This window comes from Cohnella fermenti, assembly GCF_004801405.1.
Taxonomy (GTDB): domain Bacteria; phylum Bacillota; class Bacilli; order Paenibacillales; family Paenibacillaceae; genus Cohnella; species Cohnella fermenti.
In genome coordinates, this window is sequence record NZ_SSOB01000014.1 from 61,151 (window position 1) to 75,031 (window position 13,881).

General features: G+C 56.8%; 8 protein-coding genes. 7 read left to right on the plus strand and 1 reads right to left on the minus strand.

Annotated elements, in window-relative coordinates; genetic code table 11:
* The first annotated feature begins 94 nt into the window (after nucleotides 1-94).
* The 7 genes from rpoB (at nucleotide 95) to tuf (ending at nucleotide 12,923) form a co-directional block, all read left to right on the plus strand.
* The gene (rpoB, locus tag E6C55_RS12810; protein WP_136370197.1) at nucleotides 95-3,643 is read left to right on the plus strand and encodes a DNA-directed RNA polymerase subunit beta; all 3,549 of its coding nucleotides are present in this window, start codon (nucleotides 95-97) and stop codon (nucleotides 3,641-3,643) included.
* Between the two features lie 120 nt (nucleotides 3,644-3,763).
* On the plus strand, nucleotides 3,764-7,381 hold the full coding sequence (gene rpoC, locus E6C55_RS12815) for a DNA-directed RNA polymerase subunit beta' (protein WP_136370198.1): 3,618 nt from the start codon (nucleotides 3,764-3,766) through the stop codon (nucleotides 7,379-7,381).
* A gap of 770 nt (nucleotides 7,382-8,151) precedes the next feature.
* Nucleotides 8,152-8,403, plus strand: a complete 252-nt coding sequence (locus tag E6C55_RS12820) for a ribosomal L7Ae/L30e/S12e/Gadd45 family protein (RefSeq protein WP_136370285.1) — start codon at nucleotides 8,152-8,154, stop codon at nucleotides 8,401-8,403.
* A gap of 168 nt (nucleotides 8,404-8,571) precedes the next feature.
* Nucleotides 8,572-8,991 carry a 30S ribosomal protein S12 gene (gene rpsL / locus E6C55_RS12825; RefSeq protein ID WP_136370199.1) on the plus strand — a complete coding sequence of 140 codons (420 nt, stop codon included), beginning with the start codon at nucleotides 8,572-8,574 and terminating at the stop codon, nucleotides 8,989-8,991.
* Nucleotides 8,992-9,053: 62 nt separating this feature from the next.
* Complete coding sequence (rpsG, locus tag E6C55_RS12830) at nucleotides 9,054-9,524, plus strand: 30S ribosomal protein S7 (protein WP_126961551.1); 471 nt, start codon at nucleotides 9,054-9,056, stop codon at nucleotides 9,522-9,524.
* Nucleotides 9,525-9,560: 36 nt separating this feature from the next.
* Nucleotides 9,561-11,636: an elongation factor G gene (gene fusA / locus E6C55_RS12835; RefSeq protein WP_136370200.1), complete on the plus strand. Its 2,076-nt coding sequence runs from the start codon at nucleotides 9,561-9,563 to the stop codon at nucleotides 11,634-11,636.
* Nucleotides 11,637-11,732: 96 nt separating this feature from the next.
* Nucleotides 11,733-12,923: an elongation factor Tu gene (gene tuf, locus E6C55_RS12840; protein ID WP_136370201.1), complete on the plus strand. Its 1,191-nt coding sequence runs from the start codon at nucleotides 11,733-11,735 to the stop codon at nucleotides 12,921-12,923.
* A gap of 106 nt (nucleotides 12,924-13,029) precedes the next feature.
* Here the strand turns inward: tuf and E6C55_RS12845 are convergent, their stop codons facing one another.
* Nucleotides 13,030-13,818, minus strand: a complete 789-nt coding sequence (locus E6C55_RS12845; protein ID WP_136370202.1) for a helix-turn-helix transcriptional regulator — start codon at nucleotides 13,816-13,818, stop codon at nucleotides 13,030-13,032.
* Nucleotides 13,819-13,881: the final 63 nt, after the last annotated feature.

The window sequence follows — 13,881 nt, forward strand, 5'->3', positions numbered from 1 at the left end:
GTGCGTACGCCCGCGGAACGGCTGCCTCTGCTACTGCTGGAGAGAGGATCTCGTTCTCGCTTGTGTTGAAGTAGACTGAAGGGGTGAGGTTAACTTGGCAGGACATCTTGTTCAGTATGGCCGCCGAACGCGGCGCAGCTACGCCCGTATTAACGAAGTGTTGGATATTCCCAACCTGATCGAAATCCAGCAGCAATCGTACCAGAAATTTCTGGACGAGGGTCTGCGCGAGATCTTCCAAGACATCTCGCCGATTACGGACTTCACGGGCAATCTCGTGCTCGAATTTATCGATTACAGCTTGGGAGAACCCAAGTATTCCGTCGATGAATCGAAGGAACGGGACGTAACGTTCGCGGCTCCGCTTCGCGTCAAGGTTCGCCTTCTCAATAAGGAGACGGGCGAGGTGAAGGAGCAGGAAGTGTTCATGGGCGATTTTCCGCTGATGACCGAGACCGGCACCTTCATCATCAACGGCGCCGAACGGGTCATCGTCAGCCAGCTGGTTCGCTCTCCGAGCGTTTACTACAGCACGAAGATCGACAAGAACGGGAAGAAGACGTTCACCGCGACGGTCATTCCGAACCGCGGCGCATGGCTTGAGCTCGAGACGGACGCCAAGGATATCGTCTATGTGCGGATCGACCGGACACGCAAGATTCCGGTAACGGTTCTGCTTCGTTCGCTTGGCTTCGGCTCCGACGCGGAGATTCTCGATCTGCTCGGACACGACGAGTTCATTCGCAATACGCTCGAGAAGGACAACACGGATTCCACGGAGAAAGCTCTCATCGAGATTTACGAGCGCCTTCGTCCGGGCGAGCCGCCGACTCTCGAGAACGCGCGCAGCCTCTTGATCGCCCGCTTCTTCGATCCGAAGCGCTACGATCTGGCGAACGTTGGCCGCTACAAGATCAACAAGAAGCTTCATATCAAGAATCGCTTGTTCAATCAACGCCTGGCCGAGACGCTGGTCGACCCTTCGACGGGCGAGATCATCGCCGAGACCGGCCAGATGATCGACCGCAGGCTGCTCGATCAGATTCTGCCGATGCTGGAGAAGAATGTCGGCTTCAAGACGTACCGCGTCACGGGCGGCGTCAACGAGGCGGAAGACATTCCGCTGCAGACGATCAGCGTGTATTCCCCGGTCGAGGACGGCAAGGTCGTGAAGGTCATCTCGAACGGCCTGATTGACAAGTCCGTTAAGCATATTACGCCTGCGGACATTATCGCGGCGATCAACTACTTTATGAACCTGCTGCACGACATCGGCAGCACGGACGACATCGATCACCTCGGCAACCGCCGCCTTCGTTCCGTCGGCGAGCTGCTGCAGAACCAGTTCCGCATCGGCTTGTCCCGGATGGAACGCGTCGTTCGCGAGCGCATGTCGATCCAGGATCAGAACGCGATTACGCCTCAGGCGCTGATCAACATCCGCCCCGTCATCGCGGCGATCAAGGAGTTCTTCGGTTCCTCGCAGCTCTCGCAGTTCATGGACCAGACGAACCCGCTTGCCGAGCTGACGCACAAGCGCCGTCTGTCCGCGCTCGGACCCGGCGGTCTGACCCGCGAACGCGCAGGCATGGAAGTGCGCGACGTTCATCCGTCCCACTACGGCCGGATGTGTCCGATCGAGACGCCGGAAGGTCCGAACATCGGCCTGATCAACTCGCTGTCCACGTTCGCGCGGATCAACGAGTACGGCTTCATCGAAGCGCCTTACCGGAAGATCGATCACACGACCGGCAAGGTAACGACGGAAGTCGTCTACATGACGGCCGACGAAGAGGATAACTACATCATCGCCCAGGCGAACGCCGAGCTGAACGAAGACAGCACATTCGCGGAAGATATGGTTATCGTTCGCTACAATAAGCAAGCTGATAACATTGTAACGATGCCTTCCAACCGAGTGGACTTCATGGACGTCTCGCCGAAGCAGGTCGTATCGGTCGCAACCGCGATGATTCCGTTCCTTGAGAACGATGACTCCAACCGCGCGCTGATGGGATCGAACATGCAACGTCAGGCGGTCCCGCTGCTCGTTCCGGACTCTCCGTTCGTCGGCACCGGCATGGAGCACAAGGCCGCGAAGGATTCCGGAGTATGTATCGTGTCCAAATACGACGGAATTATCGAACGCGTAACGGCGAACGAGATCTGGCTCCGCCGTACGGAAGTGATTGACGGCAAGGAAGTCAAGGGCGACATCATCAAGTATAAGCTGCAGAAGTTCATGCGCTCGAACCAAGGCACATGCATCAATCAGCGTCCGCTTAGCCGCAAGGGAGACATCGTCAAGAAGGGCGATATCCTGGCCGACGGTCCTTCGACCGATACGGGCGAATTGGCTCTGGGCCGCAACGTCGTCGTTGCGTTCATGACCTGGGAAGGCTACAACTACGAGGATGCGATCCTTCTCTCCGAGAAGCTTGTTCGCGAGGACGTCTATACGTCGATCCACATCGAAGAATATGAGTCCGAAGCCCGCGATACGAAGCTCGGACCGGAAGAGATCACGCGCGACATCCCGAACGTCGGGGAAGACGCGCTGCGCAACCTCGACGAGCGCGGCATTATCCGCGTAGGCGCCGAGATCGGCGCCGGCGACATTCTCGTCGGCAAGGTTACGCCGAAGGGCGTTACCGAGCTGACGGCGGAGGAACGCCTGCTACACGCGATCTTCGGCGAGAAGGCTCGCGAAGTGCGCGACACGTCCCTGCGCGTGCCGCACGGAACGGACGGCATCGTCGTCGACGTCAAGGTGTTTACCCGCGAGAACGGCGATGAGCTGCCTCCTGGCGTTAACCAACTCGTTCGCGTCTACATCGCCCAGAAGCGGAAGATCTCCGAAGGCGACAAGATGGCCGGACGCCACGGCAACAAGGGTGTCGTCGCCCGGATTCTGCCGGAAGAAGATATGCCGTTCCTGCCGGACGGAACGCCGGTGCAGGTCGTTCTGAACCCGCTGGGCGTACCTTCGCGGATGAACATCGGCCAGGTGCTCGAGCTTCACTTGGGGATGGCATGCCGGTACCTCGGCATTCGCGCCGCGACTCCGGTATTCGACGGAGCGCGCGAGAACGACGTCTTCGACACGATGGAAGAAGCCGGCATGCAGCGCAACGGCAAGACGAAGCTGTACGACGGCCGCACGGGCGAAGAGTTCGAGCGCGAGATCACGGTCGGCGTCATGTACATGATCAAGCTGGCCCACATGGTCGACGACAAGATCCATGCCCGTTCCACCGGTCCGTACTCGCTCGTTACGCAGCAGCCTCTGGGCGGCAAGGCTCAGTTCGGCGGCCAGCGCTTCGGGGAGATGGAAGTGTGGGCGCTGGAAGCTTACGGCGCCGCTTATACCCTGCAGGAGATCCTGACGGTGAAGTCCGACGATGTCGTTGGACGCGTCAAGACGTACGAATCGATCGTCAAGGGCGAGAACGTGCCGGAGCCGGGTGTTCCGGAGTCGTTCAAGGTCTTGATCAAAGAGCTGCAAAGTCTCGGAATGGACGTCAAGATTCTTGCCGGAGACGAGCGGGAGATCGAGATGAAGGAATCCGATGATGAAGATGATGCCACTGGCGACAAGCTGAACCTGAACCTGGAAGGCTCCGAGATCGGCGCCGAGTCCTGATAGCAGGGGAGCGGGCGGCGCAAGGCGCGCCGCCGATCGCCGCGCTATAACGTTCGAGTCATTCGGTACTGTCGCTCCCGTTTCCGAAATCCGCAGCAACGATGAAGGAGGGTTTGCTCCTTGTTAGACGTCAACAATTTTGAGTTCATGAAGATAGGTTTGGCCTCCCCGGACAAAATCCGTTCGTGGTCGAGAGGCGAAGTCAAGAAGCCGGAGACGATCAACTACCGTACGCTCAAGCCGGAGAAGGAAGGCTTGTTCTGCGAGAAGATCTTCGGGCCTACGAAGGACTGGGAGTGTCATTGCGGCAAGTACAAGCGCGTCCGCTACAAGGGCGTCGTCTGTGATCGCTGCGGCGTCGAAGTTACTCGCGCCAAGGTGCGCCGCGAGCGCATGGGCCACATCGAGTTGGCCGCTCCCGTCTCGCACATCTGGTACTTCAAGGGAATTCCGAGCCGCATGGGTCTGGCGCTGGATATGTCTCCTCGTTCGCTCGAAGAGATTATCTACTTCGCTTCCTATGTCGTAACGGACCCGGGCGATACGCCGCTCGAGAAGAAGCAACTGCTCTCCGAGAAGGAATATCGCAGCTACCGCGAGAAGTACGGGTATGCGTTCCAAGCCGGCATGGGCGCCGAAGCGGTCAAGCGACTGCTTCAGGACATCGACCTCGACCGCGAGCTCGACATGCTCAAGGAGGAGCTGCGCACGGCCCAGGGCCAACGCCGCAACCGCGCGATCAAGCGTCTGGAAGTTATCGAATCGTTCCGCAACTCCGGCAACCTGCCGGATTGGATGATCCTTGATGTGCTTCCGGTTATTCCTCCGGAGCTGCGCCCGATGGTGCAGCTCGACGGCGGCCGCTTCGCGACAAGCGATCTTAACGACCTGTACCGTCGCGTTATCAACCGGAACAACCGCCTGAAGCGTCTGCTCGATCTGGGCGCTCCGGACATTATCGTTCAGAACGAGAAGCGCATGCTGCAAGAAGCGGTGGACGCTCTGATCGATAACGGCCGCCGCGGCCGCCCGGTAACGGGTCCGGGCAACCGTCCGCTGAAGTCCCTCAGCCACATGCTGAAGGGGAAGCAAGGCCGCTTCCGTCAGAACCTGCTCGGCAAGCGCGTCGACTACTCCGGCCGTTCGGTTATCGTTGTCGGTCCGGACCTCAGGATGTACCAATGCGGGCTTCCGAAGGAGATGGCGCTCGAGCTGTTTAAGCCGTTCGTCATGAAGGAGCTCGTTCAGAAGGGTCTCGCCCACAATATCAAGAGCGCGAAGCGCAAGGTTGAACGCGTCAGCGCCGAAGTATGGGACGTTCTCGAAGATGTCATCAAGGAGCATCCGGTTCTGCTGAACCGCGCCCCGACGCTTCACCGTCTCGGCATCCAGGCGTTCGAGCCGATTCTGGTCGAAGGCCGCGCCATCAAGCTTCACCCGCTCGTCTGTACGGCGTACAACGCCGACTTCGACGGCGACCAGATGGCCGTTCACGTGCCGTTGTCCTCCGAAGCGCAAGCGGAAGCCCGCCTGCTGATGCTGGCTGCCGGCAACATCCTGAACCCGAAGGACGGCAAGCCGGTCGTGACTCCGTCTCAGGATATGGTTCTCGGCTGCTATTACCTGACAATGGACAACAAGGAAGCGCCGGGCTCCGGACTGCGCCTGTCCGAAGTGAACGAAGCCGTGTCCGCATACCAGCGCGGTGCCGCGCATCTTCATGCGCGCGTCATCATTCCGGTCAAGGCTCTGAAGAAGAAGTGCTTCACGGATAAGCAACAGGACGCTCTGTTGATTACGACGATCGGCAAGATCATCTTCAACGAGATCTTCCCGGATACGTTCCCGTATATCAACGAGGCGACGAAGGACAATCTGCTCAAGGGAACGCCGGAGAAGTACTTCATCTACGACAAGGGCGCCAATCTCGATGAGATCATGGCCTCCGTCCCGACGCCTGGCGCTGTGGGCAAAGAGTACCTCGGTCACCTGATTGGCGAGTGCTTCAACCTGTATCATACGATGCAGACGTCGATCATTCTCGACGACATCAAGAAGCTCGGCTTCACGTACTCGACCCGCGCGGGGATCAGCGTAGCGGTGGCGGACGTTATCGTTCCACAGGAGAAGGTCGACATCCTCAAGAAGTCGGACGATTCCGTTAAGCTGATCACGACCCAGTATCGTCGCGGTCTTATTACGGACGAAGAGCGCTACGACCGCATCATCGAGATCTGGTCGAAGACGAAGGACGAGATCACCGACGTCCTGATGAAGTCGATGGATCGCTACAACAGCATCATGCTCATGGTCGATTCGAAGGCGCGGGGCAACAAGTCGCAGATCACCCAACTGGGCGGAATGCGCGGTCTGATGGCGACGCCGTCCGGCCGAATCTTCGAGCTCCCGATCAAGTCGAACTTCCGCGAAGGCCTGACAGTTCTCGAGTACTTCATCTCGACACACGGAGCGCGTAAAGGTCTGGCCGATACCGCCCTGCGTACCGCGGATTCGGGTTACCTGACCCGTCGTCTCGTCGACGTCGCGCAAGACGTCATCGTTCGCGAAGAAGATTGCGGCACCGACAAGGGCATCTTCGTCTCCCGGATCGAGGACGGCAAGGAGATTATCGAGGACCTGTACGACAGAATCGAAGGCCGTTACGCCTTCGAGACGATCCGTCACCCGGAGACGGGCGAGATCATCGTCGGACGCAACGATCTGATCGATTCCGTCAAGGCCGAGCAGATCGTAGCCGCCGATGTGAAGAAGCTGCAGATCCGGTCGGTTCTGAGCTGCCGCGCCCGCCACGGCGTATGCAAGATGTGTTACGGACGCAATCTGGCGACTGGCAAGAAGGTCGAGATCGGCGAAGCGGTCGGCATCATCGCCGCCCAATCGATCGGCGAACCGGGAACCCAGTTGACGATGCGTACGTTCCACACCGGCGGCGTTGCCGGAGACGATATCACGCAAGGTCTTCCGCGTATCCAGGAGCTCTTCGAGGCCCGCAACCCGAAGGGGCAAGCGGTCATCTCCGAGATCGACGGCGTCGTCAAGGAGATTCGCGAGACCAAGGATCGCCGCGAGATCGAAGTGCAAGGCGATGCGGAGACGAAGGTCTACTCGGTCACGTACGGTTCGCGTATTCGCGTCTATGAAGGCTTGCATATTGAAGCCGGAGACGAGCTCACGGACGGCTCCATCGACCCGAAGGAGATTCTTCGCATCAAGGGCGTACGCGGCGTGCAGAACTACATTCTGCAGGAAGTACAGCGCGTATACCGGAACCAAGGCGTAGAAATCAACGACAAGCACGTCGAAGTTATGATCAAGCAGATGCTTCGCAAGATCCGGATCGTCGATCCGGGCGACACGAAGCTGCTGCCTGGATCCTTCGTCGACGTGCACGAATACGAAGCGGCGAACCGCCAAGCGATCATGGCAGACCAAGAGCCTGCCGTTGCCCGTCCGGTTCTGCTCGGGATTACGAAGGCGTCGCTCGAGACGGATTCGTTCCTGTCCGCAGCATCCTTCCAAGAGACGACCCGCGTCCTGACCGACGCTGCCATCAAGGGCAAGGTCGACCGCCTGCTCGGTCTCAAGGAGAACGTCATTATCGGCAAGCTCATTCCGGCCGGCACCGGAATGTCCCGTTACCGCAACATCAAGGTGGTCTCTCCTCTGGATGAGCCGGAGGACGAGGAAGTCGATCTTGAGGCGGTTACGGTCGAATAACCGATCGTTTGACCAGTCGGCGGCCCCTTCGGGGGCCGCTTTCTTGTGCCCTGTGAGTTCTGCTTATCCCAATCGCAGCGGCTCCGGCTCCGGCCGAGAGTTATCCACCTGTGAACAAGAACCCCGCGACCTCGCACCCCGTTAATAGTTAACGTTGTTACACACATTTTCCCCGCGGTTGTCCACCTTACGGTGTTGATAGACGACGATAAACGGGAGAGAGAGCGACTTCCGCCGATATTCCGCTGTGGACAGTTGTCTTCATCCGACTATCCACATGTGGACACTTAAGCGATTCGCCCGGACGGCCGCTTCTTGCGGAGAATATCCACAGACGAACAACTGCATTCCGCGCGTCAGGTTGGTGAAGGGGCCGGATGTCCGAGGGATTTATACGAAAATTCACATTCGCGCAGGTCGATAACGGACAGGGTGGGCGATTCTATGTGAAAAATAACATACATGGAGAGATTTCCGGCTTGGGCTGCCGTATGTATGCTAAAAACCGCATAAAAGCGCCGAAATCTCCGTCAATCCAAGCCAATGAATGTGAAAAAACATATAAAATCGCAAATGGAATTTCGGACTGACTTCCGACTTAATATTGCGTTAACGATCCTGTTGTATAGTGGGACAAGCGGAACGAGCTTCGACAAAATTAATGCCTTAAACCGGCGAGCCAGATTCTTGACACGGGCTATTCCGGATGATAATATGTTCTAGTGTGTGCCCGACGTGCTGATTCTTATGCTACTGGAGGTCGAATGTCCATGGAATTCGAAGGACGTTTGGAGCCGGGAACCATCAAGGTAGGCACTAAGCAGACGATCAAGATGGTCGAACAACACAAAGCCTCCTTGGTCTATGTAGCGCAGGATGCAGATTCGCGCCTGACGTCTCGTATCGTGCAGTTATGCAAGCAGCACTCCGTCGAGGTTGTGTATGTCGATACGATGCGCGCTCTAGGCAAGACATGCGGAATTGAGGTCGGCACGGCAGCCGCCGTTGTCGTAGAGGAATAGGAAGTATGGGTTTAGCCGTTCTGGATTTGTCTTTATGGCGAGGATAGAATCGGTCGAACCCTTTCGCATTTCTCAAAATGAACCGCCTGGATCTGTGGACTTCGCTCCGCTGGGGCCGGATGCCGTTATTCTAGTTCTCCAACATTATGGGAAGGGGGTGGCAATACCATGCCAACAATCAACCAGCTCGTACGCAAAGGCCGCGAACCTAAGGTCGTCAAGTCGAAATCCCCTGCACTGCAGAAGGGCTTCAATGCCCTCAAGCGTGTGGAAACCGACCTGAGCGCTCCTCAGAAGCGCGGAGTATGCACCCGTGTAGGTACGATGACGCCGAAGAAGCCGAACTCGGCCCTTCGTAAGTATGCCCGTGTTCGTCTGACGAACCGCGTCGAAGTCACAGCCTACATTCCGGGGATCGGTCACAACCTGCAGGAGCACAGCGTCGTTCTGATTCGCGGCGGTCGTGTTAAGGACCTTCCGGGTGTCCGTTATCACATCGTTCGCGGCGCTCTCGACACCGCAGGCGTGAACAACCGCAAGCAAGCTCGTTCCAAGTACGGCACGAAGCGCGCTAAGGCCAAGAAATAAGTATCGTTGCCAGGTTTAAAATGAGCTCAGCTCATGAAGAATGAGAAAGGAGGAATTACTCGATGCCACGTAAAGGACCAGTACCGAAGCGGGACGTTCTCCCGGACCCGGTATACAATAGCAAGCTGGTTACTCGTCTCGTCAACCGGATCATGATCGACGGGAAGAAGGGTGTTGCGCAACAACTGTTGTACAATGCATTCAACCTGATTCAAGAGCGTTCCGGCAAGGACCCAATGGAGGTCTTCGAGGCGGCAATCAAGAACATCATGCCGGTTCTCGAAGTTAAGGCTCGTCGCGTAGGTGGTGCCAACTACCAAGTTCCGATTGAAGTCAAGCCGGAGCGCCGCACGTCCCTCGGACTTCGTTGGCTCGTCAACTATTCCCGCAACCGCGGGGAGAAGACGATGGAAGAACGTCTTGCCGCCGAGATCATGGATGCCGCCAACAACACCGGCGCAGCCGTGAAGAAGCGCGAAGACACGCACAAGATGGCTGAAGCCAACAAAGCATTCGCTCACTACCGCTGGTAAGACAGGGGAGTCGGGGAAGCGAAAGGAGACAAAAGAATGGCAAGAGAGTTCTCCTTACAAAATACGCGCAATATCGGGATCATGGCGCATATTGACGCAGGCAAGACTACGACTACGGAACGGATCCTGTTCTACACCGGACGCGTTCATAAGATCGGCGAAGTGCATGAAGGCGCCGCTACGATGGACTGGATGGAGCAAGAACAAGAACGCGGCATCACGATTACGTCTGCCGCGACGACCGCTCAGTGGAAGGGTCACCGCATCAATATTATCGACACTCCGGGGCACGTTGACTTTACAGTTGAAGTTGAACGTTCCCTGCGCGTATTGGATGGAGCCGTTGGCGTATTCAGCGCCAAGGAAGGCGTAGAGCCGCAATCCGAGACGGTATGGCGTCAAGCCGATCGTTATGGAGTGCCGCGTATCGCTTATGTTAATAAGATGGACATCATCGGTGCAGACTTCTTGCAAGTCGTCAACGACATGCGCGCTCGTCTGCAAGCTAATGCCGTCGCTATCCAATTGCCGATCGGCGCTGAGAATCACTTCAAGGGCATGATCGACCTGATTGAACGGGTTGCTTATGTCTACCAAGATGATCTGGGCAAAGATCCGGTTAAAGCAGAAATTCCTGCCGAGTTGGCCGACCAAGTCGAAGAACTCCGCATGGAATTGGTTGAGAAGGTTGCCGAACTTGACGAAGAGTTGATGATGAAGTATCTGGAAGGCGAAGAGCTGACCGTTGCTGAGATCAAGGCTGGACTTCGCAAGGGCGTCGTGGAGGTTAAGATCTTCCCGGTCGTATGTGGATCTTCCTACCGCAACAAGGGCGTTCAGCCGATGCTGGATGCTGTCGTCGACTTCCTGCCTGCTCCGATCGACGTTCCGGACATCAAGGGTCACCTCGATGACGGCACGGAGACGACTCGCAAGTCCGCTGACGATCAACCGTTCTCGGCGCTCGCGTTCAAGATCATGACCGACCCTTACGTTGGTAAGCTGACATTCTTCCGCGTTTATTCCGGCGTACTGAACTCCGGTTCGTATGTGGTCAACGCGACGAAGAACAAGCGCGAACGTATCGGCCGTATCCTGCAGATGCACGCGAACAGCCGTCAGGAGATCAGCGAAGTGTATGCAGGCGACATCGCTGCAGCCGTCGGTCTCAAGGACACAACGACGGGCGACACGCTGTGCGACGAGAAGAACCCGGTTATCCTCGAATCCATGAACTTCCCAGAGCCGGTTATCCAACTCGCGGTTGAGCCTAAGACCAAGGCCGACCAAGACAAGATGGGTATCGCTCTGCAGAAGCTGGCTGAAGAAGATCCGACCTTCCGCGCTCACACCGACGAAGAGACCGGACAGACGATCATCGCAGGTATGGGTGAGCTTCACCTTGAGATCCTCGTTGACCGCATGCTTCGCGAATTCAAGGTTGAGACGAACGTTGGCAAGCCGCAAGTTGCTTACCGCGAGACGTTCAAGCAATCGGCCAAGGTCGAAGGCAAGTTCGTACGCCAATCCGGCGGCCGCGGTCAATATGGCCACTGTTGGGTTGAGTTCGAACCGCTTGAGCCGGGCCAAGGGTTCGTCTTCGAGAACAAGGTTGTCGGCGGCTCCGTACCGCGCGAATACATCGCACCGGTACAAGCTGGTATCGAAGAGTCGATGAAGAACGGCGTCCTCGCGGGCTTCCCGCTCGTGGACATCAAGGCCACTATCTTCGACGGTTCGTACCATGATGTCGACTCCAACGAAATGGCGTTTAAGATCGCCGGCTCGATGGCGCTCAAGGCAGCGAAGGACAAGTGCGCTCCTGTTCTGCTTGAGCCGATCATGAAGGTCGAAGTAACCGTTCCGGAAGAGTACATGGGCGATGTCATGGGCATGCTCAGCTCCCGTCGCGGACGCATCGAAGGCAGCGATTCCCGTCATGGGGCGCTGATTGTTCGTGCGAAGGTGCCGCTGGCCGAGATGTTCGGCTACTCCACTGTTCTTCGTTCCGGTACGCAAGGCCGCGGCGTGTTCTCGATGGAACTGTCGCACTATGAAGAAGTGCCGAAGTCGATCTCGGAAGAGATCATCTCCAAGAACAAGGGCGCTTAATCCTTGATGCAATCGGTCGGGCTGGGGATGCCGTCGGCATGACCCAATCCCGTCCACCCTATAAAATTTCCTTTACTATAAGGAGGAGAATTTACAATGGCAAAGGCTAAGTTTGAACGTAACAAACCGCACGTTAACATCGGCACGATCGGTCACGTTGACCATGGCAAAACGACGCTGACGGCTGCAATCACGACTGTACTGTCCAAGCGTTATGGCGGTGCTGCTGTAGCATTCGACCAAATCGACAAGGCTCCGGAAGAGCGCGAACGCGGCATCACGATCTCGACGGCTCACGTTGAGTACGAAACTCCGAACCGTCACTATGCACACGTTGACTGCCCAGGACACGCCGACTATGTCAAGAACATGATCACCGGCGCTGCTCAAATGGACGGAGCTATCCTCGTTGTATCCGCAGCCGACGGCCCAATGCCGCAAACGCGCGAGCACATCCTGCTCTCCCGCCAAGTAGGCGTTCCTTACATCGTTGTCTTCCTGAACAAGTGCGACATGGTTGAAGACGAAGAGCTGCTTGAGCTGGTTGAGATGGAAGTTCGCGACCTGCTGAACGAATACGAGTTCCCGGGCGACGACACTCCGATCATCCGCGGCGCTGCTCGTGAAGCTCTGCAAAATCCTGACGGCCCTTGGGCTGACAAGATCGTTGAACTGTTCGAGCAAGTTGACTCCTACATCCCGCAACCAGAGCGCGACACGGCTAAGCCTTTCCTTATGCCTGTCGAAGACGTGTTCACGATCACCGGTCGTGGTACGGTTGCTACGGGCCGTGTAGAACGCGGAACGATCAAGATCGGCGAAGAAGTTGAGATCATCGGTCTGCAAGAAGACACTCGCAAGTCGGTTGTAACGGGCGTTGAAATGTTCCGTAAGCTGCTCGACTCCGCTCAAGCGGGCGACAACATCGGCGCACTGCTTCGCGGCGTTGACCGTAAGGACATCGAGCGCGGACAAGTTCTGGCTAAGCCGGGCTCCGTTAAGCCGCACACGAACTTCACGGCTCAAATCTACGTTCTGACGAAGGAAGAAGGCGGCCGTCATAAGCCTTTCTTCACGGGCTACCGTCCGCAGTTCTACTTCCGTACGACTGACGTTACGGGCATCGTAAACCTTCCAGAAGGCACCGAGATGGTTATGCCTGGCGATAACATCACCGTTACCGTCGAGCTGATCTCCCCGATCGCCGTTGAAGAAGGAACTCGCTTCTCCATCCGCGAAGGCGGCCGTACGGTTGGTGCCGGCGCTGTAGCAACGATCCAAAAGTAATTCGCTTAACCGCGATAAAGAAGACCGCTCCGGGTTCCCGGGGCGGTCTTTTTTCAATGTTCGGCGTGCTCAGCTAAGCAAGCATCTTCTAGCCGGGTGAAACTAGTCATGATCGCGAAAGCCTGGCCGCTTGCCGGACGGAAGCGGGGGTAGATCCGGTCAGTCTTTTGAACGTGCGATAAAAATAGGAGGCATCGAAAAATCCGAGATAACGTGCGATATCGGCTTGGGTCATCTCTGTGTCGGCCAGCAGCTCGCGCGCAGTGGAGATGCGCAGTTGAAGCATGAATTCGATCGGCGTCTGTCCGGTCGTTTCTTTGAAGATTGCATTCGTGTAGTTGGCGGAACGATCGATCTGCCGGGCAAGCTCTTCCAATCGGATAGGCGCGCGGTAATGCTCGATAATATATTCCTTGAGTTGCTCGCACAGCCTTATCTTGATGGGAGAGAGATGACGCATGCTGATCTCGCGGTACAAGAGAGTGAGCAGTTCGGTGCAGATGCTGGCGCACAGCACCTCGAAGTAAGGCTGTCTCCCCACCCAATGCTGGTGGAGAACGGCGAACCGCTGCTTGACGTAATCGAAAAGATGGCACCTCTCGATTCGATGGCTACGGGAACACAGCAAAGGAAGCGACTGCTGGACGGATTCTTCCGGCTCAAAGAATACTGTGTACTTCTGATGGCCGCCGCCCGGGTGGCTCCAGGCTTCACGCCGCGTTCCCGTCGGAATCAGCAGAAAGTCGGACTTGTCCAACTCGCACCGCGAACCGTTGAGGGCATACTGCACTTTTCCTTGCAGGATAAACACGAAAATATGGGATTTTACATAAACTTCAGGATTGTACCAATTCGTATCATAGTCATCGAAATGAACGGATTTTATACGCACCATGGCTCGTCATCGCTCCTTTAATTTCGGTGGCCGATTCTACATCAATCATAGAATAATACATAT

Bases quoted from the DNA above. Each gene is read 5' to 3' on its own strand.
- E6C55_RS12820 (WP_136370285.1), top strand. From the start codon at position 8,152: ATGGAATTCGAAGGACGTTTGGAGCCGGGAACCATCAAGGTAGGCACT.
- rpsL (WP_136370199.1), top strand. From the start codon at position 8,572: ATGCCAACAATCAACCAGCTCGTACGCAAAGGCCGCGAACCTAAGGTC.
- rpsG (WP_126961551.1), top strand. From the start codon at position 9,054: ATGCCACGTAAAGGACCAGTACCGAAGCGGGACGTTCTCCCGGACCCG.
- fusA (WP_136370200.1), top strand. From the start codon at position 9,561: ATGGCAAGAGAGTTCTCCTTACAAAATACGCGCAATATCGGGATCATG.
- tuf (WP_136370201.1), top strand. From the start codon at position 11,733: ATGGCAAAGGCTAAGTTTGAACGTAACAAACCGCACGTTAACATCGGC.
- E6C55_RS12845 (WP_136370202.1), bottom strand. From the start codon at position 13,818: ATGGTGCGTATAAAATCCGTTCATTTCGATGACTATGATACGAATTGG.